At 69.5% G+C, this 21757-nt stretch carries 24 protein-coding genes; 12 read left to right on the top strand and 12 right to left on the bottom strand.

Annotated elements, in window-relative coordinates; translation table 11 throughout:
- Positions 1 to 197: 197 nt before the first annotated feature.
- A complete protein-coding gene (locus IG194_RS12900; protein ID WP_141679827.1) occupies positions 198 to 1523 on the bottom strand; it encodes an OprD family porin in 1326 nt (441 codons plus the stop codon).
- 633 nt (positions 1524 to 2156) lie between these two features.
- Here IG194_RS12900 and IG194_RS12895 point away from each other — a divergent pair.
- Positions 2157 to 3458: an MFS family transporter gene (locus tag IG194_RS12895; RefSeq protein ID WP_058072542.1), complete on the top strand. Its 1302-nt coding sequence runs from the start codon at positions 2157 to 2159 to the stop codon at positions 3456 to 3458.
- Between the two features lie 21 nt (positions 3459 to 3479).
- On the opposite strand, the gene IG194_RS12890 is transcribed toward IG194_RS12895, so the two are convergent.
- Positions 3480 to 4958 carry an MDR family MFS transporter gene (locus IG194_RS12890; RefSeq protein ID WP_058487895.1) on the bottom strand — a complete coding sequence of 493 codons (1479 nt, stop codon included), beginning with the start codon at positions 4956 to 4958 and terminating at the stop codon, positions 3480 to 3482.
- 278 nt (positions 4959 to 5236) lie between these two features.
- Here IG194_RS12890 and cfaB point away from each other — a divergent pair, with 278 nt between their 5' ends.
- A complete protein-coding gene (cfaB, locus tag IG194_RS12885; protein ID WP_058487894.1) occupies positions 5237 to 6421 on the top strand; it encodes a C17 cyclopropane fatty acid synthase CfaB in 1185 nt (394 codons plus the stop codon).
- Positions 6422 to 6924: 503 nt separating this feature from the next.
- Positions 6925 to 7377: a GNAT family N-acetyltransferase gene (locus IG194_RS12880; RefSeq protein ID WP_058487893.1), complete on the top strand. Its 453-nt coding sequence runs from the start codon at positions 6925 to 6927 to the stop codon at positions 7375 to 7377.
- Here the strand turns inward: IG194_RS12880 and IG194_RS12875 are convergent.
- From IG194_RS12875 to folE2, 4 genes are read right to left on the bottom strand one after another with little or no spacing between them, the layout of a single operon-like run.
- Positions 7374 to 8246, bottom strand: coding sequence for a metal ABC transporter substrate-binding protein (locus IG194_RS12875; RefSeq protein WP_043270035.1), 873 nt, complete (start codon positions 8244 to 8246; stop codon positions 7374 to 7376). The genes IG194_RS12880 and IG194_RS12875 overlap by 4 nt on opposite strands.
- 23 nt (positions 8247 to 8269) lie before the next feature.
- Complete coding sequence (locus tag IG194_RS12870) at positions 8270 to 9133, bottom strand: metal ABC transporter permease (protein ID WP_009614616.1); 864 nt, start codon at positions 9131 to 9133, stop codon at positions 8270 to 8272.
- Positions 9133 to 9798 carry a metal ABC transporter ATP-binding protein gene (locus IG194_RS12865; protein WP_058487892.1) on the bottom strand — a complete coding sequence of 222 codons (666 nt, stop codon included), beginning with the start codon at positions 9796 to 9798 and terminating at the stop codon, positions 9133 to 9135. Before IG194_RS12865 ends, IG194_RS12870 begins: the two co-directional genes overlap by 1 nt.
- Positions 9795 to 10688, bottom strand: coding sequence for a GTP cyclohydrolase FolE2 (gene folE2 / locus IG194_RS12860; RefSeq protein WP_058489682.1), 894 nt, complete (start codon positions 10686 to 10688; stop codon positions 9795 to 9797). Before folE2 ends, IG194_RS12865 begins: the two co-directional genes overlap by 4 nt.
- Before the next feature lie 67 nt (positions 10689 to 10755).
- Between folE2 and IG194_RS12855 the strand changes: the two genes are divergently transcribed.
- The gene (locus IG194_RS12855) at positions 10756 to 11934 is read left to right on the top strand and encodes an N-acetylmuramoyl-L-alanine amidase (RefSeq protein ID WP_058487891.1); all 1179 of its coding nucleotides are present in this window, start codon (positions 10756 to 10758) and stop codon (positions 11932 to 11934) included.
- A gap of 289 nt (positions 11935 to 12223) precedes the next feature.
- Here IG194_RS12855 and IG194_RS12850 read toward each other — a convergent pair whose 3' ends face one another.
- Positions 12224 to 12631 (bottom strand): hypothetical protein, encoded by a 408-nt coding sequence (locus IG194_RS12850; RefSeq protein WP_058487890.1) that lies wholly within the window; start codon positions 12629 to 12631, stop codon positions 12224 to 12226.
- Between the two features lie 105 nt (positions 12632 to 12736).
- Between IG194_RS12850 and dksA the strand changes: the two genes are divergently transcribed.
- Genes dksA through IG194_RS12835 form a run of 3 tightly spaced genes read left to right on the top strand, consistent with a single transcriptional unit; the run spans position 12737 to position 15011 of the window.
- Positions 12737 to 13165: an RNA polymerase-binding protein DksA gene (gene dksA / locus IG194_RS12845; protein WP_058487889.1), complete on the top strand. Its 429-nt coding sequence runs from the start codon at positions 12737 to 12739 to the stop codon at positions 13163 to 13165.
- A 26-nt stretch (positions 13166 to 13191) separates the two neighbouring features.
- Positions 13192 to 14394: a zinc metallochaperone GTPase ZigA gene (gene zigA, locus IG194_RS12840; protein ID WP_058487888.1), complete on the top strand. Its 1203-nt coding sequence runs from the start codon at positions 13192 to 13194 to the stop codon at positions 14392 to 14394.
- On the top strand, positions 14394 to 15011 hold the full coding sequence (locus tag IG194_RS12835; protein WP_058487887.1) for a DUF1826 domain-containing protein: 618 nt from the start codon (positions 14394 to 14396) through the stop codon (positions 15009 to 15011). The genes zigA and IG194_RS12835 overlap by 1 nt, the downstream gene beginning before the upstream one ends.
- Here the strand turns inward: IG194_RS12835 and IG194_RS12830 are convergent.
- The gene (locus IG194_RS12830) at positions 15008 to 15463 is read right to left on the bottom strand and encodes a GNAT family N-acetyltransferase (RefSeq protein ID WP_058487886.1); all 456 of its coding nucleotides are present in this window, start codon (positions 15461 to 15463) and stop codon (positions 15008 to 15010) included. The genes IG194_RS12835 and IG194_RS12830 overlap by 4 nt on opposite strands.
- Before the next feature lie 58 nt (positions 15464 to 15521).
- Positions 15522 to 16439 (bottom strand): LysR family transcriptional regulator, encoded by a 918-nt coding sequence (locus IG194_RS12825; protein WP_058487885.1) that lies wholly within the window; start codon positions 16437 to 16439, stop codon positions 15522 to 15524.
- A gap of 97 nt (positions 16440 to 16536) precedes the next feature.
- On the opposite strand from IG194_RS12825, the gene IG194_RS12820 reads away from it, so the two are divergent.
- Positions 16537 to 16818, top strand: a complete 282-nt coding sequence (locus IG194_RS12820; protein ID WP_058487884.1) for a DUF2218 domain-containing protein — start codon at positions 16537 to 16539, stop codon at positions 16816 to 16818.
- Between the two features lie 40 nt (positions 16819 to 16858).
- On the opposite strand, the gene IG194_RS12815 is transcribed toward IG194_RS12820, so the two are convergent.
- The 3 genes from IG194_RS12815 to IG194_RS12805 all read right to left on the bottom strand — a co-directional run bounded on the left by IG194_RS12815 (position 16859) and on the right by IG194_RS12805 (position 18355).
- Positions 16859 to 17590, bottom strand: coding sequence for an RcnB family protein (locus tag IG194_RS12815; RefSeq protein ID WP_058487883.1), 732 nt, complete (start codon positions 17588 to 17590; stop codon positions 16859 to 16861).
- A 259-nt stretch (positions 17591 to 17849) separates the two neighbouring features.
- Complete coding sequence (locus IG194_RS12810) at positions 17850 to 18131, bottom strand: type II toxin-antitoxin system RelE/ParE family toxin (RefSeq protein ID WP_009614629.1); 282 nt, start codon at positions 18129 to 18131, stop codon at positions 17850 to 17852.
- Positions 18128 to 18355, bottom strand: a complete 228-nt coding sequence (locus IG194_RS12805; protein ID WP_058487882.1) for a CopG family ribbon-helix-helix protein — start codon at positions 18353 to 18355, stop codon at positions 18128 to 18130. The genes IG194_RS12810 and IG194_RS12805 overlap by 4 nt, the downstream gene beginning before the upstream one ends.
- Before the next feature lie 280 nt (positions 18356 to 18635).
- Here IG194_RS12805 and speB point away from each other — a divergent pair, with 280 nt between their 5' ends.
- The 4 genes from speB to IG194_RS12785 all read left to right on the top strand — a co-directional run bounded on the left by speB (position 18636) and on the right by IG194_RS12785 (position 21734).
- Positions 18636 to 19592, top strand: coding sequence for an agmatinase (speB, locus tag IG194_RS12800; protein ID WP_058487881.1), 957 nt, complete (start codon positions 18636 to 18638; stop codon positions 19590 to 19592).
- Between the two features lie 74 nt (positions 19593 to 19666).
- Entirely contained in the window at positions 19667 to 20593 is a 927-nt protein-coding gene (locus IG194_RS12795) for a LysR family transcriptional regulator (protein ID WP_058487880.1), read from the top strand.
- Positions 20590 to 21321, top strand: coding sequence for a phytanoyl-CoA dioxygenase family protein (locus tag IG194_RS12790; RefSeq protein WP_058487879.1), 732 nt, complete (start codon positions 20590 to 20592; stop codon positions 21319 to 21321). The genes IG194_RS12795 and IG194_RS12790 overlap by 4 nt, the downstream gene beginning before the upstream one ends.
- A gap of 11 nt (positions 21322 to 21332) precedes the next feature.
- The gene (locus tag IG194_RS12785) at positions 21333 to 21734 is read left to right on the top strand and encodes a GFA family protein (RefSeq protein WP_058487878.1); all 402 of its coding nucleotides are present in this window, start codon (positions 21333 to 21335) and stop codon (positions 21732 to 21734) included.
- The last annotated feature ends 23 nt before the right edge of the window (positions 21735 to 21757 follow it).

Genomic DNA, 21757 nt, shown 5'->3' with positions numbered 1-21757 from the left:
GCTAACTCGGGAATATCCACACGCTCCGAACGGTCCCCTCTCCCTTCAGGGAGAGGGTTAGGGAGAGGGCGCTCTTCAGGCCAGGCACCGAAGCCACCAGGAAACCGGGTTCGCGAGCAAGCTCGCTCCTACGAAAAACAAAACCACGCCCGCAAACGAAAAAGGCCCCCGCAGGGGCCTTTCTCCACAGCCGAACCTCAAAGCACCCGCAACGGGTATTCCACTATCAGCCGCACCTCATCCAGGTCCGACTCGAAGGCCGTGGCCCGCGTCGTCGCCTGGCGCAGGCGCAAGGACAGGTCCTTCAGGTTGCCGTTCTGCACCACGTACTTCGCCTCGACGTCGCGCTCCCAGCGCTTCTGGTCGGTCAATGGATCGCCGTTCCCGTCGCGGCGCATGTAGACCGCGTTGGCGTGGCTGTAGTCGGCGTCGCTGCCGCGGGCGTAGCGGGTCATGAAGCTCAGGCCGGGGATGCCGTAGGGCTGCATGTCGAGGTCGTAGCGGAGCATCCAGGAGCGCTCCTTCGGCGAGTTGAAGTCGGTGTACTGGATGGAGTTGTCCAGGTAGATCGAGTCCGACTGGCGCAGGTAGTCGAAGTCGTTATTGCCGTTGTTGCGCTGGTGGGTCAGGGCCAGGGTGTGGGCGCCGAAACGCACGCCGAGCTTGCCGCTCCAGATGTTGGTGTTGAACTCGCCGAGCAGCTCGCGGCCGCCGTCGTCCACCGACTTGTAGTAGGTGAAGCCGCCGATCAGGTCCAGGCCGTCGGCCAGCGGATAGGTCGCCGAAGTGGCCGCGTAGTACTGCTTCCAGGCGTCCTTCAGGCGGCTGCCGTAGAGACTCACGCTGACCTCGTCGGTGAGCGCGTAGTCGCCGCCCAGGTAGGCGACCCAGGGGGCGTCGACGGGGCCTGCGTAGAAGGTCGAGAGGCCTTCGCTCATCTTGCGCTCGTTGGGCTGGCTCATCGAATGCAGGCGCCCGGCCTGCAGGTCCAGGCCCTCGATGCTGGCGTTGTTCAGGGTCACGCCGCGGAAGGATTCGGGCAGCAGGCGCGAGTCGCCGTAGTGCACCACCGGCGTCTGCGGGAACACGTCGCCGATCCTCACCTCGGTGTCGAACAGGCGCAGCCTGGCGGCGCCGCCGGCCTTGGCGTATTCGTCCTGGGTGCGGCCCCGGGCGTCCACCGGCAGCACGTCGAAGGAACTGTGCCCGCCGTTGCGGCCGTCGCCGCTGTCCAGCTGGATGCCGAGCATGGCGAAGGCGTCGACGCCGAAGCCCACCGTGCCCCGGGTGTAGCCGGACTGGTAACGGGCGAAGAGGCCCTGGGCCCAGGCCTCGGAGTAGCCGTTGCCCTTGGGGCTGGACTGGCCGTGGCGGTCGTCGCGGTTGAAGTAGAAGTTGCGGTTGAGGATGTCCAGGCGCTGGCCTTCGAGGAAGCCTTCGGCGCTCTCCTCGGCGCCGGCCAGGGGGCTGGCCAGCCCGGCGGCGAGCAGGGAGAGGGCCAGGGGAATGTGCCGCTGTGTCATCGATCGCTCCATGGGGTGTTGGGCGGCTGCCGGAGAGGCGCCGCATCGTTGTTGTGCACCCGCAGCGGCTGGGAGCCGCGCGCAGGCAGGCTCCATCCTGATGACGGCGGAATGACGCGGAGATGAGGCGGACATGACAATTCCGTCAGCCGGCGAACGGCAGACGAAGACGGGAGCGACTACGGAGGATGGGGAAGGCGGAGGGGACCATTATCCCCCCGGTGCCTGCGCGTCCGGGGGTGTGGACGGGGCACCGAGGCTTTGCGGCAGGAGCCGCCCTGCGAGGGGAAGGTAATCGACCTTGTCTTGTGGACAAGGTCGGACCCTGCGGCCCACCGAGGGGTACCTGACAAGTAGTCCCGGCAGGCACGCGTGGGTGGCGAAACGATAGAAGCTGGCCTTGTGCCGGTCAATCGGAAATGCCGAACGGACGTTCGATATTCGCCCTTTCGATGGTTGGCACCCCGTCGATCGGCAGGATTTATCGTTAGCTGGCTATCGGCAGGGGGCTATACTCCTGTAACAGATTGTGTCGGCAAGCTGCCCGAGTGCGGCCTGCCGCACCTCGTCCGGTGGCGAAAGGGACGGCCGCCGTACAACGCCAACAACAGTGTCATCGACGAGAGAACCCGCATGAACGCACCCGTACCGCATTACTCCGCCGAAGAACGCGCCCGACGCATCTTCGCCATTGTCGGCGCCTCCTCCGGCAACCTGGTGGAGTGGTTCGACTTCTACGTCTACGCCTTCACTGCCATCTACTTCGCCCACGCCTTCTTCCCCTCGGGCAATCCCACGGTGCAGCTGCTCAACACCGCCGGGGTGTTCGCCGCCGGCTTCCTGATGCGCCCCATCGGCGGCTGGATGTTCGGCCGCATCGCCGATAAGAAGGGCCGCAAGACGGCGATGATGATCTCGGTGCTGATGATGTGCGGCGGCTCCCTGGCCATCGCCGTGATGCCCACCTACGAGACCATCGGCGTGCTGGCGCCGGCGGCGCTGCTGCTGGCCCGGCTGTTCCAGGGCCTGTCGGTGGGCGGCGAGTACGGCACCAGCGCCACCTACATGAGCGAGGTGGCGCTCAAGGGCCAGCGCGGCTTCTTCGCCTCCTTCCAGTACGTGACGCTGATCGGCGGCCAGCTGCTGGCGGTGCTGGTGGTGGTGATCCTGCAGCAGCTGCTGAGCAACGAGGAGCTGCGCGCCTGGGGCTGGCGGATTCCCTTCGTGGTCGGCGCCATCACCGCGGTGATCGCCTTCTACCTGCGCCGTTCGCTGAGCGAGACGGCCAAGGACGAGAACCTGCACCGCGCCGAGTCCGGCACCCTCACCGAGCTGTTCGCCCACCACAAGCGCGCCTTCTTCACCGTGCTCGGCTTCACCGCCGGCGGCTCGCTGATCTTCTACACCTTCACCACCTACATGCAGAAGTACCTGGTCAACACCGTGGGCATGGACGCCAAGGTGGCCAGCGGCGTGATGACCTTCGCGCTGTTCGTCTACATGTGCATGCAGCCGCTGTTCGGCGCCCTCTCCGACCGCATCGGGCGCAAGACCTCGATGCTCTGGTTCGGCCTGCTGGGCATGCTCTGCACCTGGCCGATCCTCTCCGCGCTCAAGACCACCACCAGCCCCTACATGGCCTTCGTGCTGATCATCGTGGCCATGGCCATCGTCAGCCTGTACACCTCCATCAGCGGGCTGATCAAGGCCGAGATGTTCCCGCCGCAGATTCGCGCCCTGGGCGTGGGCCTGTCCTACGCGGTGGGCAACGCCATCTTCGGCGGCTCGGCGGAATACGCGGCCCTGGGCCTGAAGAGCCTCGGCGTGGAATCGTACTTCTACATCTACGTCTCGGTGATGTGCGGCGTGGCGCTGGTGGTCTGCCTGCTGCTGCCGGACCTGCGCAAGGTCAGCTACCTCAACGACGAGGACTGACGGTACGCGGGCGGTGGAGGCTCAGTCCTCCACCTTGCCGCGCAGGCGGCTGTTGGGCAGCGCCAGGGCGATGAGCAGCGCCAGCACGCCGACGCCGGCGTTGACCAGGAACAGCCGGCGGAACACCTCGTCCAGCAGCAGGCGGCGGTCCTCGTGGCCGGGGCCGGCGAGGCTGGCGAGCAGTTCGTTGGCGGAGATGCCGTGGCCGAAGCCCTGCCCGGCCGCCAGCGGCTGCAGCATGGCCAGGAGGATCGCCGACATCAGGGCGACGCCCACCGCTCCGCCGAGGGAGCGGAACAGCGTGGTGTTGCTGGTGGCGACGCCCAGGTGGCTATGCGATACGGCGCTCTGCGCGGCCACCAGGCTGGTGGGGAACTGGGTGCCGGCGGCGGTGCCGCAGAGCAGCATGAACAGCCCCGACAGCCAGAAGCTGGACGGCGTGGCCAGGGCCAGGCCGGCCACCGCGCAGGGCAGCAGCAGCGCGCCGGCGACTATCTGCGGCTTGTAGCGGCCCAGGATGGTGGTCAGGCGCCCGCAGCAGTAGGCGCCGATCGGCACGCCCATGGCCAGCGGCAGCATGTGCAGCGCGGCGCTGTCGGCGCCGGCGCCGGTCACCGACTGGAAGCGCAGCGGCACCAGCACCGACAGCGAGATGATCTGGAAGCTGGCGAAGAAGCCGACCATCCAGCTCAGCGTCGCCGCGCGGATGGCGAACAGCTGCATGGGCACCAGCGGCTCGGCGGCGCGGCGCTCCTGCAGGACGAACAGCACCAGCAGCACCAGGGCCGCGGCGAACAGCCCGAGCAGCTGCGCATCGCGCCAGTCGGCGCCCTGGCCGACGTCGGTGATGGCCAGCAGCAGGCTGCCCAGGCCTGCGATCATCAGCAGCGTGCCCAGGTAGTCGATGCGCGGCCGCCGGCCCGGCACCGGCAGGTCCACCAGGGTGCGCCGCGACACCGCGAAGGCCACCAGGCCCACCGGCAGGTTGATCAGGAACACCCAGCGCCAGGACAGGTACTCGGTGAGCAGCCCGCCCAATACGGGGCCGGCGATGCTCGCCACCGCGTACATGCTGCTGAAGTAGCCCTGGTAGCGGCCGCGTTCGCGCGGCGGGACTATGTCGCCGATGATCGCCTGGCTCACCGACATCAGCCCGCCGGCGCCCACGCCCTGCAGCACCCGCGCCAGCACCAGCTGCTCCATGCTCTGGGCCAGGCCGCAGAGCAGCGAGGCGAAGGTGAACAGCGCGGTGGCGAAGAGCATCAGCCGGCGCCGCCCGTAGAGGTCGCCGAGCTTGCCGTAGATGGGCATGGAGATGGTCATGGCGACCATGTAGCCGGAGATCACCCAGGCCAGCAGGTCGAAGTTGGCGAAGCCGGCGGAGATGGCGGGCAGCGAGACGGCGACGATGGTCTGGTCGAGCGCGCCGAGGAAGATCGCCAGCATCAGCCCGATGAGGATGGTGCGCACCGGCGGACGCGGGTGGCTCAGGGTATTCAAGCAACCCCCTTGAGGACGAGCGAATTTGTTGGGACGGGATGGATGCTTAGCAGTCTAACGGATTGTGCCTGCGGCGCGCTGCCGCACTTTTGCAATCCGGTAAAGGCTCTATCTCGATATGGACACGCTGACTGTCAGAAATCTCCTGCTACGCTTTTGCAGCGCTCCGTTCGCACCTGCCGCCGAATCCACCGATAGACGAAGGGCGGGAACACCCATAGGCGAAGGCTATGAGGGTCCTGTTCTATAGTTTTTCTGTTCGTGACCAGGAGGAATGCATGAAAGCCAACCTGCCCTCTGAGTTGCTGTCCCTGCAATTGCCGTTGCGCATCCGCATCGGCGATGCCCAGGCCTTCGACCTCGGCCCGGACCCGCAGGTGACGCTGATCGTCCGCGATCCGACGCTGCTGGCCGAGATCAGCCAGCCCAGCCTGGACGCCCTCGGCCGCGCCTACGTGGAGAAGCGCATGGATATCGAGGGGCCGATCGGCGACGTCATCGCCATGGGCGATGCCCTGAGCGAGGCCCTGGGCGTCGACGACGGGCCCGCCGACTTCGTCCGCGAAAGCCACGACAAGCGCACCGACGCCGAAGCCATCCACTACCACTACGACCTCTCCAACGACTTCTACAAGCTCTGGCTGGACCCGGAGATGGTCTATTCCTGCGCCTACTACGAGACCGGCACGGAAGACCTGGCCACCGCCCAGTTGGCCAAGCTGCGCCACCTGTGCCGCAAGCTGCGCCTGAAGCCCGGCGAGCGCCTGCTCGACGTCGGCTGCGGCTGGGGCGGCCTGGCCCGCCTGGCGGCGCGCGAATTCGGCGCCGAGGTCTACGGCATCACCCTGAGCGAAGAGCAGCTCAAGCTCGGCCGCGAACGGGTCAAGGCCGAGGGGCTGGAAGGTAAGGTGAGGCTGGAGCTGCTGGACTACCGCGACCTGCCCCGCGACGGCCGCTTCGACAAGGTGGTCAGCGTGGGCATGTTCGAGCACGTCGGCCACGCCAACCTGGGCCTCTACTTCCAGCAGCTGTACGACGCGGTGCGCCCGGGCGGCCTGGTGATGAACCACGGCATCACCGCCAAGTACACCGACGGCCGCCCGGTGGGCCGCGGCGCCGGCGACTTCATCGACCGCTACGTGTTCCCCCACGGCGAGCTGCCGCACCTGTCCCTGGCGGTGTCGCGCATGAGCGAGGCGGGCCTGGAAGTGGTCGACGTCGAGGGCCTGCGCCTGCACTACGCACGCACCCTGGACTTCTGGAGCGCCAGCCTGGAAGCGAAACTGGCCGAGGCCGCCAAGCTGGTGCCGGAGCAGGCCCTGCGCATCTGGCGCCTGTACCTGGCCGGTTGCGCCTATGGCTTCAAGAAGGGCTGGATCAACCTGCACCAGATCCTGGCGAGCAAGCCGCACGCGGACGGCAGCCACGAGGTGCCGTGGAGCCGGGGGGATATCTACGCCTGAGGCGCGGGCCCTGCCCGCGAATCGCGCGCAGGGCGCGCTCCTACATGGGCACGGTGCCGGGGCATCTCGTAGGAGCGGATCTCATCCGCGAATCGCGCCGGAACCTCCGGCTATCGCGGACAAGGTCCGCTCCTACAGGCTCCGGCAAACACAACGCCCGTAGGATGGTGTTGAGCGAAGCGATACCCATCGCCATCACTGCTGGTTGGGTTTGGTGCGTGCCCCGAAGAGCGCCCTCTCCCTAACCCTCTCCCTGAAGGGAGAGGGGACCGTTCGGAGTGCGTGGGTATTCCTGAGTCAGCCGGCAGCACTGAAGGTTTCCGGCTGAAACCATCACTTCTCTCGGCACGGACAAGCCCCCCTCTCCCTTCAGGGAGAGGGTTGGGGAGAGGGCGCGGAGTCACCCCAAAGCACTACTGCATCCGGCATGCTCCATTCCCAAGCAACCCTGCTTCCTCTGCGGCACAATACGCCCCCTCCAGCCCCCGCCCGGATGCCCGCCCGTGCCCACCCTCCAGGAACTCCCCCTCACCCAAGCCCCCTGGCCCCTGCTCCTGCTCGCCGACCCCAGCCGCGAGCAGATCGAACGCTACCTCCCGCAATCCCGCCTGCTGGCGCTGGTGGAGGGCGAGGCAGTCCGCGGAGTCCTGGCGCTGACGCCGGTGAGCTGGGGCGTGCTGGAAGTCACCAACCTCGCCGTGGACGAGGCCTGGCAGGGGCGTGGGCTGGGCAAGCGCCTGCTGGCCGCGGCCATCGACGCGGCGCGGGCGGCCGGGGCGTTGCGGCTGGACATCGCCACCGGCAATTCCAGCCTGGCGCAGCTGGGGCTCTACCAGCGCATGGGCTTTCGCATCTGCGCCGTGGAGAGCGACTACTTCAGCCTCAACTACCCCGAGCCCATCGTCGAGAACGGCATCCCCTGCCGCGACCGCCTGCGCCTGAGCCTGGTGCTCTAGTCGGCCAGCGCCTGGTAGAGGGTGTCGACGTTGCTGCGGTACAGGCCCAGGTAGGTGCTGGCCGGGCCTTCGCTGGCCAGCGCGTCGGAATGCAGGGTGCCGCCGATCTTCGCGCCGCTTTCCTCGGCGATACGCTGCATCAGCCGCGGGTCCTTGATGTTCTCCACGAACACCGCGCGGATGTGCTGCTCGCGGATCTGCCGGATCAGTTCGGCGACTTCCGTGGCCGAGGCCTCGCGCTCGGTGGACAGGCCCTGGGGCGCCAGCAGCTTCAGGCCGTAGGCCTGGCCGAGGTAGCCGAAGGCGTCGTGGGAAGTGACCAGGGTGCGGCGGTCGGCGGGCAGGTTGCCGAGCTTGTCCTTGGCGTAGGCGAGCAACGCGTGGGCCTGCTTCAGGTAGGCCTCGGCGTTGCGCCGGTAGTCGGCGGCATTGGCCGGGTCGAGCTTCTCCAGCGCCTTGGCGATGTTGTCGACGTAGATGTCGGCGTTGGCCAGGTTGTTCCAGGCGTGCGGGTCGGGGATGGTCTGGCCGTCCTCCTCCAGGCTGCGCGGGATCACGCCGTGGCTGGCCTGGATCACCTGCGCGCGGGTCTCGGTGCTCTTCACCAGGCGGTCGAGCCAGGGTTCGAAGCCCAGGCCGTTCTCCACCACCAGCTGCGCCTGGCGCACGGCGCGGGCGTCGTCCGGGGTGGTCTCGTAGGTGTGGGCGTCGCTGTCGGGGCCGACCAGATTGTTCAGCTGGATGTGCTCGCCGCCGACCGCGCGGGTCATGTCGGCGAGGATGCTGAAGCTGGTCACCACGCGCGGCTTCTCGGCGGCGGGCAGCGACAGGGGCAGGCAGAACGCGAACAGCAGCAGAAGGGCGCGCATGGCGGGTTTCCTTGGGTGGAGGGTCATTGCGGGATGGGCAGCAGGCCGCGGCGCAACAGGCCGTGCACCGGGCCGAACAGCACGGAGAACAGGTAGAACAGGCCGGCGAGCAGGACGATGGCCGGCCCGCTGGGCAGCGACCAGGCGTAGGACGCCGCCAGGCCCAGCCACACCGAGAGCGCGCCGATGCCCGCGGCCAGGGCCAGCAGCGCCGGCAGGCGGCGGCTCCAGAAGCGTGCGGCGGCGGCCGGCAGCATCATCAGGCCGACCATCATCAGCGCGCCCAGGGCCTGGAAGCCGATCACCAGGTTGAGCACCACCAGGCCGAGGAACAGCCCGTGGGCGAAGGGCCCGAGGCGGCTGACGCTGCGCAGGAATAGCGGGTCGAGGCTATCCAGCAGCAGGCTGCGGTAGATCAGCGCGAGCACGCCGAGGCTGAGCACGGCCACGCCGAGCATGCCCAGCAGGGTCGTGCGGTCCACCGCCAGGGCCGAGCCGAACAGCAGCTCCAGCAGGTTCAGGCGCTTGCCGGCCAGGCCCAGCAGGAGCACGCCGCTGGCCAGGGAGATGGGGTAGACCGCGGCCAGGCTGGCGTCCTCGCGCAACCCGGTGTGGCGCGTCACCCAGGCCGCCAGGCCGGCCACCGCCAGGCCCGCGCCGAGGCCGCCGAGGGTCAGCGCCGGCAGCGACAGTCCGGCCAGCCAGAAGCCGATGGCGGCGCCGGGCAGGATGCCGTGGGCGATGGCGTCGCCGATCAGGCTCATGCGCCGCAGGATCAGGAACACCCCCAGGGGCGCCGCGCTCGACGCCAGGACCACGCCGCCCAGCAGCGCGCGGCGCATGAAGGCGAATTCGACGAAGGGCTGCCAGAGCGCGTGCAGGACCATCACGCCACCCGCGCCAGGCAGCGGCTGGCGAGCAGCTCGCGGCTGCTGCCGTGGCGGCAACCCTCGGCGGCCACGCGCAGGCAGTCGGGGACGCGCTCGCGCACCGCGCCCAGGTCGTGGCAGACCAGCAACAGGGTGCGGCCTTCGCGGTGCCAGGCGTCGATGTGCTGCCAGAGCAGCGCCTGGCCGGCTTCGTCGAGGCAGGCGTCGGGCTCGTCGAGCAGCAGCAGCGGGCTGTCCAGCAGGCTCAGGCGGGCCAGCAGGGCGCGCTGCAGCTGGCCGCCGGAGAGCGCCGCCAGCGGGCGCTGCTCCAGGCCGTCCAGCTGCCAGTCGGCCAGCGCCCGGCGCAGCTTGTCGCGGCGCTCGGCGGCGGGCAGGCGGCTGTTCCAGAAGCCGGCGCCGACCAGCTCGCCGAGGCCGATGGGGAATTGCCGGTCGAGGGCCTGCTGCTGCACCAGGTAGCCGATCTCCCGCGGCCGCGGCTGGACGCGCACGCGCCCGGCCAGGGGCTTCTGCAGCCCGGCGATGACCTTCAGCAGGCTGCTCTTGCCGCAGCCGTTGGCGCCGACGATGGCGGTCAGGCTGCCGGCGCCCAGGTCGAGGTTCAGCGGCGGCGTCAGCGGCAGGCGCGGCGGGCCCCACTGCAGGGCCTGGCAATGGATCATGGGGCCTCCCTGCGCCACTGGCTGCGGGCCACGGCGTCGTGGGCGTGGAGGCTTTCGGCGTGGACCACGCTCAGCGCGAAGGCCTCCAGTTCCCCGCGTTGCGCCAGGGCGCGGTGCAGGCGGCGGGCGGCGTCTTCGCAGAACATCAGGTTCTGCCCGTTGGCCAGGGCGAAGGCCTGCTCGTCGGCGCGCTTCACCGCGGTCTGCACGGCGGTGCCCAGGGCGGCCTCGGCGCAGTCGAGCAGCTCGCGCAGCGGCAGGCCGTCCAGGCCCTCGCGCAGGTGCAGATGCAGGTCGGCGAAGCTGCGCTGGCTGTGGGGCGTGGCGACTATGCCGGCGCTGCTGCCGAGCCAGGTGTGGACTTCCTGGTGGCTGGGCGAGCGGTCGGCGAAATCCTCGGCGAAGCGCTGCTGGATCAGCTGGCGCGCCAGGGCCGCCGAGCAGGGGCAGGTGGAGGAATAGGCCAGGCGCAGGCGCAGCTCCAGGCGCAGGCCCTGGTCGTCCAGGCGCGCGTGGACCTCGCAGGGGTACTGCTTCCAGCCGCTCAGCGGGCTGACCAGCGCCGGGCGGCTGAGCAGGGCGTCGAAGGCCAGGCGCAGGCTGGCGCGGTGCGACAGGCCGGCGTGGCTGGCGAGGAAGTCGTCGAGCACTTCGCGCAACAGCTGCGGGCCCAGCTCGGCCTGCTCCAGGCGGGCCAGGGCCAGGTACAGGCGCGACATATGGATGCCGCGGGCGGCGGCCGCGTCCAAGCTGACGCCGGCGTCGGCCAGCGCGTTCAGGCGTTCGCCGTGCAGGCGCAGCGGCAGGGCGATGCCCTGCATGCCGACCCAGTCCAGGGCGAGGGTGTCGGACGCGGCCTGGCTGGCGACGTCGGGGAGAAAGGCGGTCATGGGAATGGCTGGCACTGGTGAATGTTATAATATAACGTATTGTTTCCTACTCCTTCCTGCAAGCGCCATGAATCGACGCCGCCTGCTGCAAACCTTGCTCGCCAGCGCCGCCTGGCTGCCCGCCCTGGACGTTTTCGCCGGCCCGCGCCTGCTCGGCGCGCGCAGCGAAGCCACGGCCGGGGGCCTGCGCCTGGTCCTCGACCTCGACGGGCCCTTCCACTACCGCACCTTCACCCTTTCCGCGCCGGAGCGCCTGGTGGTCGACCTGGACGGCGCCAGCCTGGGCACGCCCCTGGCCTCCCCTGCCCCGTCCGGCCCGCTGCGCGGCCTGCGCAGCGGGCGCCTGGCCGACGGCGGCACGCGCCTGGTGCTGGACCTGGCCGAGCCGGTGCAATTGCAGGCCTTCGCCCTGGGGCCCCAGGCCGGCAGGGGCCATCGCCTGGTGCTCGACCTGCACCCGGCAGGGGCACCTGTCCCGGTAGCCACGGCGAAGCCTGCCGGCAAGGGCCGCGACATCCTTGTGGTGGTGGACGCCGGCCACGGCGGCAAGGACCCCGGCGCCCTCGGCTCGCGCGGCGAGCGGGAGAAGGACGTGGCGCTGCTGATCGCGCAGAACCTGGCGCGGCGCATCGACCGCCAGAACGGCTTCAAGGCGCGCCTGGTGCGCAACGTCGACGTGTTCATCCCGCTGCGCCAGCGCGTGGAAGTGGCGCGGCGCTGCAACGCCGACATGTTCGTCTCGGTGCACGCCGACGCCGCGCCCCGCCGCACGGCCTCCGGCGCGTCGGTGTTCGCCCTCTCCGAGCACGGCGCCACCTCCACCCTGGCGCGCTTCATGGCCGAGCGCGAGAACGGCGCCGACCTGATCGGCGCCACCGGCAACCTGCCGCTGCAGGACAAGGACCCGGCGCTGGCCAAGGTCATCCTCGACATGTCGCTGAGTTCCACCATTGCCTCCAGCCTGGACCTGGGCCACAGCGTGCTGCGCAGCCTCGGCGGCATCACCCGGCTGCACCAGGAACGCGTCGACCAGGCCGGTTTCGCCGTGCTCAAGTCGCCGGACATCCCCTCGATCCTGGTGGAGACCGGCTTCATCTCCAACGACGCCGACTGCCGCCGCCTGCACGACGCGCGGCACCAGCAGGAGTTGGCCGGAGCGATCTTCGATGGATTGCACGGCTACTTCCGCCAGCGCCCGCCGGTGGGGAGCCTGTTGGCGGCGTTGCGGGAGCAGGGCAAGGCGTAGGGCGAGGAGCGGATTCATCTGCGATTTCGCGGCGGGGCTCGGCCTATCGCGGACGGAGTCCGCTCCTACGAGGAAACTCCGTGCTTCACGACAATTGTAGGAGCGGGCCCTGCCCGCGATTCGCGCGCAGGGCGCGCTCCTACAGGGGAATGGCGTGGGTGGCGCAGCGTAGGAGCGGATCTCATCCGCGAATCGCGCCGGAATGTGGAATACCGTGCTGCCCCGCGAACCGTAGGAGCGGACTCCGTCCGCGATTCCCCATGCGTCCGGCAGTGGCGTGGCCGGGCGCCTACCGCACCTGCTGGCTGCACCCGCTCACGCGCCCGCAGGTCAGCTTCGCCTGGCCGCCGCTGGAGCTGCTGAAGCGGCTGATGTGCGTCCAGCCGATGCCGCGGCTGGTGCCCAGCCACACCTGGCCGTCGCTGCTCACGCCGCTGAAGAAGGTGAGGCGCCCGTAGCGCGTGCCGGTCTGCGCCCAGCGCTGGCCGCTGGCGGCGTCGAAGCCGCGCAGGTAGGTGTCGTGGCCCCGGGTGGCGACGCTGTAGTGGCTGCCGTCGCGGTCCATGCAGGCCAGCACGTTGGCCAGCCAGGCGCAGGCCGCCGGCGGCAGGCCGGGGAAGGCCAGCGGCGGCTCGCCCGCGGCCCGCGCCAGGGGCGCCAGGAGCAGCAGGCAGAGCGTCAGGGCGGCGGCTTTCATCGGGACCTCGGGGCGGGCTGGGCGGGCCTCCATGGTACGCCGGCGGATTGTCGAATACGAAATGTTATATTATAACAATTCAATCCCGTCCTTCCGGAGACCGCCATGTCCCTGCAAGCCGAGCCGGTCCTCAGCGAACGGCAACTGCTGGCACAACCCGCCAGCGCCTACATGAACGAGGCCCAGCAGGCCTTCTTCCGCGACCTGCTGCTGCGCCAGCGCGCCGAGCTGCAGGCGCGCATCGACGGCGAATTCGACGCGCTGCGCGAGGTGGAACGGCCCGGCGACGAGGCCGACGTCGCCAGTCGCGAAGAACAGCGCCAGTGGCAACTGCGCCTGCTGGAGCGCGAGAAGAAGCTGCTGGACAAGATCGACCAGGCCCTGGAGCGCCTGGCCCGCGGCGAGTACGGCTGGTGCGCCGAGACCGGCGAGCCGATCGGCCTGCGCCGCTTGCTGCTGCGCCCCACCGCCAGCCTCAGCGTCGAGGCCAAGGAACGCCAGGAGCGCCGCGAGCTGCACCTGCGCGACGCCTGAAGAATCCATAACAGAGAGCCACCACCGTGAAGCAACGCCTACCCGTCACCGTCCTTTCCGGCTTCCTCGGCGCCGGCAAGAGCACCCTGCTCAACCAGGTGCTGAAGAACCGCGAGCACCGCCGTGTCGCAGTGATCGTCAACGACATGAGCGAGATCAACATCGACGGCAGCGAGGTGCAGCGCGACGTCAGCCTCAACCGCGCCGAAGAGAAGCTGGTGGAGATGAGCAACGGCTGCATCTGCTGCACCCTGCGCGAAGACCTGCTGCAGGAAGTGGCGAAGCTGGCCGCCGAAGGCCGCTTCGACTACCTGCTGATCGAGTCCACCGGCATCTCCGAGCCGCTGCCGGTGGCCGAGACCTTCACCTTCCGCGACGAGCAGGGCCGCAGCCTGTCCGACCTGGCGCGGCTGGACACCCTGGTCACCGTGGTCGACGGCCTGAACTTCCTGCGCGACTACCAGGGCAGCGACAGCCTGGTCAGCCGCGGCGAGAGCCTGGGCGAGGAAGACCAGCGCTCCATCGCCGACCTGCTGATCGACCAGGTGGAGTTCGCCGATGTCATCCTGCTCAGCAAGGTCGACCTGATCTCCAGCGCCGAGCGCGAGGAGCTGCTGGCGATCCTCCGCGGCCTCAACCCCGACGCCGAGATCCGCCCCATGGTCATGGGCCAGGTGCCGCTGGAGTGGATCCTCGACACCGGCCGCTTCGACTTCGAGCGCGCCGCCCAGGCCCCCGGCTGGCTCAAGGAACTGCGCGGCGAACACGTGCCGGAGACCGAGGAGTACGGCATCGCCTCCCGCGCCTACCGCGCGCGCCGGCCCTTCCACCCGCAGCGCTTCCACGACTTCCTTGCCACGCCCTGGAGCAACGGCCGCCTGCTGCGCTCCAAGGGCTTCTTCTGGCTGGCCAGCCGCTACCGCGAGGCCGGCAGCTGGTCCCAGGCCGGCGGCCTGATGCGCCACGGCCTGGCCGGGCGCTGGTGGCGCTTCGTGCCGAAGGAACGCTGGCCGCAGGACGAGGACGGCCTGCGCCAGGTGATGCGCCACTGGAGCGCGGAGACCGGCGATTGCCGCCAGGAACTGGTGTTCATCGGCCAGGGCATCGACTTCGCCCGCCTGGAGGACGAGCTGGATGCCTGCCTGCTGGACGACGCCGAATTCGCCGCCGGGCCCCAGGCCTGGGCGCGCCTGGCCGATCCCTTCGAGTCCTGGACGGAGGACGCCTGATGCTCGCCCGGCCATTGCAGCCCATGCCGCGCCAGGTGCTCGGCGACGACCCGCAGGTGCTCGCCGAGGTGCTGCACGACGGCGTCAACCTGGCGGTCTGGCGCCGCCGCCTGTTCCCCGAGCTGGCGGCCTATGCCGAGGCGCTGGTGCAGGGCGAGGCGCTTTACGCCCGCCACGCGACCCTGGAACTGGACGAGGCCGGGCGCAGCGACCAGCTGCGCGGCCTGTTCGACGAGAGCCCGGGCGCCACGCTCTTCGCCAACGACCTGGCCTGGCTGGTGGAGGCCTTCGCCTGCCTGACCGGCGCGCGCCGCGTGGGCCTGCGCCTGCGCAGCCTGGAACGGGCCATGTGCCCGCGCTTCCACGTCGACCACGTGGCGCTGCGGCTGGTCACCAGCTACGCCGGCTGCGCCAGCGAATGGCTGGAGGAAGGCGCCCTGCCCCGCGATCGCCTCGGCGAGGCTGAACCGACGCGCATCCAGCGCCTGGAAGTGGGCGACGTGGGCCTGTTCAAGGGCGAGAAATGGATCGGCAACGAGGGCGCCGGCATCGTCCACCGCTCGCCGGCCCCGGCGCCGGGCACGCGGCGCCTGCTGCTGACCCTGGACTGGCTCTAGGCTGGGCGGCGCATGTCGATGTGCGGGATGTCGTCTTCCAGGTACACCTCGCCCTCGGCGACGAAGCCGTAGCGGCCGTAGTAGCCCTGCAGGTGCGCCTGCGCCGAGAGGTACACCGGGCTGCCCGGCCAGCGCCGCGCCGCTTCGTCCAGGGCGCGTTGCATCAACTGGTGGCCGAGGCCGCGACCGCGCCCGGCGGCGGCGGTGATGACGCGGCCGATGACCACCTCGCCGTCGTGCGTCGCCGGGTCGAGCAGGCGCAGGTAGGCCAGCAGCTGGCCGCCCTCGTGGGCCATCAGGTGGCAGGTGTCGCCGGACAGGTCCTGGTCGTCGATGTCCAGGTAGGGGCAGTTCTGCTCCACCACGAAGACCTCGCAGCGCAGGCGCAGGAGGGCGTACAGCGTCTCCTTGCTCAGTTCGCTGTGGTGTTGGCAGCTCCAGGTGAGGTCCATGGCGTGAGGCTCCGGCGGCAGGTGGAAAAGGCCGCCCATCCTCTCACGCCCGGGTGTTTCACACAGCCACCCGCGGCCCCGTCGGCGACAGCCCGCCGAGGTGCCGGCGCAGCGCCTCGATGGCCACCCGCACCTTGGCCGGCTGGGCGTCGCGCCGCGGCGTCACGGCGTAGATGCCGTAGGTGGGCAGCCGCCATTGCGGCAGCAGGCACAGCAGCCTGCCCTCCTCCAGCGCCTCGCGCACTTCCGGCTCCGGCTGCAGCGACACGCCCAGGCCGTCGAGGGTGAACTGGCGCAGGGCGAGCATGCTGTTGGCCGCCACCCGCGGTTCCAGGCGCAGGCGGCAGCTCTCCCCGCCCGGCCCGTCGAACTGCAGCGCCTGGCCGTGGCCGCGGGTGTTCAGCGCCAGCCAGTCGACCTGCTGCAATTGCTCGGGATGGTCGATTGCCCCGCAGCGGCGCAGGTAGGCCGGGGCCGCGCAGACCAGGTTCTGCCAGTCGCCCAGGTGGCGCGCCACCAGGCTGGAATCGGCCAGGTTGCCGACGCGGATGGCCAGGTCGATGCGCTGCTCGATCAGGTCGATCTGCTCGTCGTGGAAGAACAGCTGCAGGCGCAGCTGGCGGTGGTTCTCCAGCAGCGGACGCAGCGCCTCGGTGATCAGCCGCCCGGAAAAACCCACCGGCGCCGCCAGGCGCAGTTCGCCCACCGGCGCTTCGCGCCACTCGCCCAGGCGCTGCTCGGCCTCCTCGGCAATGGCCAGCATCTGCGCGCAACTGCGGTAGAAGGCCTCGCCGGCCTCGGTCAGCGTCAGCCGGCGGGTGGTGCGGTGCAGCAGGCTCACCTGGGCCTGCGCCTCCAGCTTGCGGATCTGCTGGCTGACCGCCGAGGGGCTCATGCCCAGGGCCTCGGCGGCGGCGGCCATGGAGCCGCGGGCGACCACGGTGGCGAACACGGCCATGCCTCGGAGGTTGTCCATTGTGAAGCTCCGCTTAAGAGTGAAAGGCACGATAGCCGGTTTTTCCCGGGCTTTCTCCCGCCTAGCATGCGAAGCCTCTGAAAGAAGAGGATGAACGATGCCGACTTCCCGTGCCGACGTGCCCACCCCCGATGGCGCCCGCTACCTCAAGCGCCTGTGCAACCACTTCGCCCACAAGCTGCCGGTGGAGCTGAGCGAGGACAGCGGCGTGCTGAACTTCGAGTTCGGCACCTGCCGGCTCAAGGCCGACGCCGCCGCGCTGCACCTGCAGGCCGAAGCCGAGGACGCCGAGCGCTTGGCCCGCGTGCAACAGGTGGTGGTCAGCCACCTCGACCGCTTCGCCTGGAAGGAAGGCCGGCTGCCGGTGAACTGGAGCTGAGCCCCCTGCCCTTTTCCCTTGCCGCCGTGGCCGCCGCGGTTCAGCGCTGGCCGCTGAGAATCTGCTGGATCAGGCCGCTGGCCAGTTCGATCAGCAGATAGTCGCCGTCCACTTCCTGCCACTGGTAGCCATAGGCTGGCGGCGGTAGCTGGCGGCTGCGCCAGTCCTCCACGTAGTAGCGCCGCGCGCGGTATTCCGGCGGCAGGTACTGGCCGGTCTGCCAGTGCCGGCGCTCGGCCTCCTGGCGGCGCATGGCGTCTTCCCATTCGCGTTGCCGCTGCTCCTGCTGGCGGCGTTGCGCCTCTTCCCACTGACGCTGGCGCTCATCGGCCTGGCGGCGCTGCTCATCCTGCCACTGGCGGTCGCGCTCGGCCTGCTGGCGTTGTTCCTCCTGCCAGCGCCGCTGCTGTTCCTGCTGGCGGTGCTGGGCTTCCTGGCGCTGCTGCTGCTCGGCCTGGCGGCGCTGTTCGTCGCGCTGGCGCTGGAACTCCTGTTGCTGGCGCTGCCGGTCCTCCACCTGCCGACGTTGCTGCTCGGCCATCTGCCGCTGCTGTTCCTGCTGCTGGCGTTGCTGCTCCTGCTGGCGGCGCTGCTGTTCCTCGTTCTGCCGGCGCTGCTGCTCGGCCATCTGGCGTTGCTGTTCCTGTTGCTGGCGCTGTTGCTCCTGCCATTGCTGCTGTTGCTGGGCGTCGTTGGCGTTCCAGGCGAGGGCCGCGCCGGCGGGCAGCAGCAGGCCCAGGCAAAGGGCGCGGAGGGAGGCGGTGTTGGGCATGGTCGGGTCGTCGGGCAGGGCGGCGAAATGGCCGGGAAAGTCAGGAAAGTGGACAGGGAAATGCCGGGAAAAGTTCCGATCTCGGAAAAATACGTCGCCACATGAAAAGACGATTGTTCATTATTCGGTCAGAGCTAGATCGATATTGCACTTTATGGTCGTAAATAGACCAAATTACCGTGAATGATGCACTTGATCTATTTTTGTACAAAACAAATAAGTCAATAGTTTGAAATATTTTGTAACCGTGTGGCCACTTTTACCCCGGGTTATCCACAGAATCGATGCGCAAAATTTGTACATCGCGGCCTTTCACCCGGTAGGCGGCCTGGTAGGGCCAGCGTTCCAGCGGCAATTCGCGCACGCCGGGCACCTCGCTGGGCCGGCCGACGCTGCTCAGGCTGAGGTCGGCCAGCGCCTTTACCTGGCCGACCACGTCCTGGATGGCCTTGAGCGCCTTCTCCGGGCCGATCAGCACCACGTAGTGGTCGTACAGGCCGTCCAGGTCGGCGGCTGCCTTGTGCGTCCACTGCAGGCTCATGCCGGCCCCCACTTGGCTTCTATCTCCGCGTGCGGCAGCAGGTGCCCGGCGTTGGCGTCGGCCAGGCCTTCGTCGATGGCCGCCACGTGCCAGCTCTGGCGCTCCAGGTACTGCGCCAGGGCCTGGCGCAGGTGGTAGGGGCGGTCCCGGTGGGTGGCCCGGGCCAGCTGGTCCAGGGCCTTGGCCAGGGCGTCATCGGCGCGGAAGGAGATTACGGTGGTCAATTTCTGGGCAGTCCGTTTACGCTGTATACAGAGTTTACAACGATAACATAAGTATACGAATCAGGCACTTGGCGTTGGCGAGAAGGGCAATGGGAAGGAGAGGGCGCGAGTGCGGCCGGGCGCTGGCGCGGAACTGGCCAGGAAGGCGGAAAGGCCCGGCTGGCGCGGCTTCTAGGGCACTTTCGCGGCGGCGCAAGTTGGCTTACCGCTTTCGGGATTTGCCGCCGCCGCGGGGCGGTCCAGGCTGGCGGGGCAGCCCCTTTCCCGCCAGGAGACGCCCATGCCCCATGACTTCCCGCAACCGGTGGACGCCGCCGAGGTCCCGCGCTTCGCCGGCATCCCCAGCTTCATGCGCCTGCCCATCTTCGAGGACCCGGCCCAGGTGGACATCGCCCTGGTCGGCGTGCCCTGGGACGGCGGCACCACCAACCGCGCCGGCGCCCGCCACGGCCCGCGCGAGGTGCGCAACCAGTCCAGCCTGATGCGCAAGGTGCACCACGTCAGCCGCATCGCGCCCTACGACCTGGCGCGCGTCGGCGACCTGGGCGATGCCCCGGTGAACCCCATCGACCTGCTCGATTCGCTCAAGCGCATCAAGGGCTTCTACCGGCGCATCCACGCCGCCGGCGCGGTGCCGCTGTCGGTGGGCGGCGACCACCTGGTGACGCTGCCGATCTTCCGCGCCCTGGCCGCCGGGCGGCCCATCGGCATGGTCCACTTCGACGCCCATTCGGACACCAACGACCGCTACTTCGGCGACAACCCCTACACCCACGGCACGCCGTTCCGCCGCGCCATCGAGGAAGGCCTGCTGGACCCGCGGCGCACCGTGCAGATCGGCATCCGCGGCTCGGTGTATTCGGCGGACGACGAGGCCTTCGCCAGGGAGTGCGGCATCCGCGTCATCCACATGGAGGAGTTCGCCGCGCTGGGCGTCGAGGCGACCCTCGCCGAGGCGCGGCGGGTGGTGGGCGAGGGGCCGACCTACGTCAGCTTCGACGTCGACGTGCTCGACCCGGCCTTCGCCCCCGGCACCGGCACCCCGGAGATCGGCGGCATGACCACGCTGCAGGCGCAGCACCTGGTCCGCGGCCTGCAGGGCCTGGACCTGATAGGCGCGGACGTGGTGGAGGTGTCGCCGCCGTTCGACCTGGGCGGCGCCACGGCGCTGGTCGGCGCGACCATGATGTTCGAGCTGCTGTGCATCCTCGCCGACGCCCGGGCCCGGCGCCGCTGACCGCCGCGGGGGTTCACGGGGCGGCGCCCGCGGGGCTATAACGAAGGCCTGTGCCCACCGCCGCGAGAACCCCCATGCTGGGCAACCTTTCCGACATCGACCTGCGCCTGCTGCGCACCTTCTGCGCCATAGTCGAGGCCGGCGGCTTCACCGCCGCCCAGGTGCGCCTGAACACCAGCCTGTCGCGCCTGAGCGTGCTGGTGCGCGACCTCGAACTGCGCCTGGGCTACTCGCTGTGCCGGCGCGGCAGCAGCGGCTTCCAGCTCACCGAGGAGGGGCAGCAGCTGTACGACGCGGCCCAGGGCCTGTTCGTCGACATCGAACGCTTCCGCGAGCAGGTCACCGGCCTGGGCGGGCGCGACCGCGAAACCCTGCACCTGGGCTGCGTCGACGGCGTGGTCGGGCAGCACTGCTGGGCGCTGCCGCTGGCCATCCGCCTGTTCCGCCAGAACAACCCCGGCGTGCGCCTGAACCTGCACACCCAGCGCCCGGACGAGCTGGAGAACGCCGTGCTGGAAGAGCGCCTGCAACTAGCCATCGGCGCCTTCCACCACGGCCTGTCCGGGCTGCGCTACCAGTTGCTGTTCAGCGAGGAACAGAACCTCTACTGCGCCCCCGGCCACCCGTTCTTCGCCCGCGCCGACGACGAGCCGGGCCTGGAGGCGATCTGCGCCGCCGACTACGTCGGCCGCGGCTACATGGCAGAAAGCCGGCGCCCCCACGGCCTGGTGTTCAACCGCACGACCACCGCCTACAGCATGGAGGCCATCGCCAACCTGGTGTTCAGCGGCACCTTCATCGGCTACCTGCCGACGCCCTACGCCGCCGCCTGGGTCGCCGAGGGGCGGCTGCGGGCGATCCGCCCGGCGCAGCTGGCCTATCACTCGGAATTCCACTGCGTGACGCGCCAGGGCGCCGAGCCAGGCGAAGCCCTGGGCGCCTTCCTCGGCGCGCTGGAACAGGCCCAGGCGCAACTGGGCCGGGGAGGGCTGGAGCCATGAACGCACTGCACGCCTTGCACGAGGACGGCTTCGTGCTGCTGCCCGGCCTGCTGGATGCCGCGCAGGTCGCGGAAGTGCGCGGGCTGATCGACGCCCTGCGGCCGATCCACTGGGACTACGAGGGCCTGGTGGACCACTACAAGTGCGTGTTCAACCGCTCGCCGCGCTGGCTGCCGTACCTCGACCCGCCGGGGCTGACCGAGGTGGCCGAGGCGGCCCTGGGCGAGGACTGCCACGTAATCGGCCAGACCGCCTGGCGCTGCCACCCCGGCTTCATCGGCGGCGACATGCACCAGGACTACCTGCCGTTGCGCCTGCCGGAAGCCTTGCTGCTGGGCGGCTTCGAGCTGCCGATGTTCATCTGCACGGCGCAGGTCTACCTCGACGACATCGACCAGGAACTCTGCCCGACCTGGGTGATCCCCGGCAGCCACCGCGCCGGCCGCGCACCGCACCCGGACGAACGCAGCTGGCGGGGCAGGGCGGCCGAGCCGGTGCTGTGCCGCGCCGGCGACTGCCTGTTGTTCCGCAGCGACCTGTGGCATTCCGGCAGCCGCAACCTGAGCCAGCGCACGCGCTACCTGTTGCAGGTGCACTACGGCCGGCGCATGGTGGCGCAGAAGTTCTCGCCCTATCTCGACTGGCGCTTCGAACCCGAAGTGCTGGCCGCCTGCACGCCCCGCCAGCGCCGCCTGCTGGGCGACCACGAGGCGGCGGAATACGACTGAGGAGCCCGGCCATGAGCCAGACCCACCAAGGGGGCTGCCATTGTGGTGCCCTGCGTTATGAGTTCACTGCGGAGCTGGACGATGTCGGCCACTGCCATTGCTCGATCTGCCGGCGGAGTAGTGGGGGCATGGTGGTCACCTGGGCGACGGTGCCGCGCAGTAGTTTCCGTTGGTTGAAGGGGGAGCCGGCCTGCTATGTGTCGAGTCCGGGTAATCGGCGGTTGTTCTGTGGCAACTGTGGGGCGCAGGTGGTGTTCGAGACGGAGCGGACGCCGGAGACGCTGGATGTGACTGTGGCGACCTTCGATCACCCGGAGGTGGCGCCGCCGCAAAGGCATGTGTGGGTGAAGAGCCGGGTTGCTTGGTTGCATCTGGATGAGCAGTTGCCGGGGGAGGATGAGGAGGTTTTGTAGGCGCGAGCTAGCCGGCGGTTCTT

This window comes from Pseudomonas sp. ADPe, assembly GCF_014843515.1.
GTDB classification, from domain to species: domain Bacteria; phylum Pseudomonadota; class Gammaproteobacteria; order Pseudomonadales; family Pseudomonadaceae; genus Pseudomonas; species Pseudomonas citronellolis.
The sequence above is the reverse complement of the archived record's forward strand: the minus strand, read 5'-3'. Positions and strand labels throughout refer to the sequence as shown.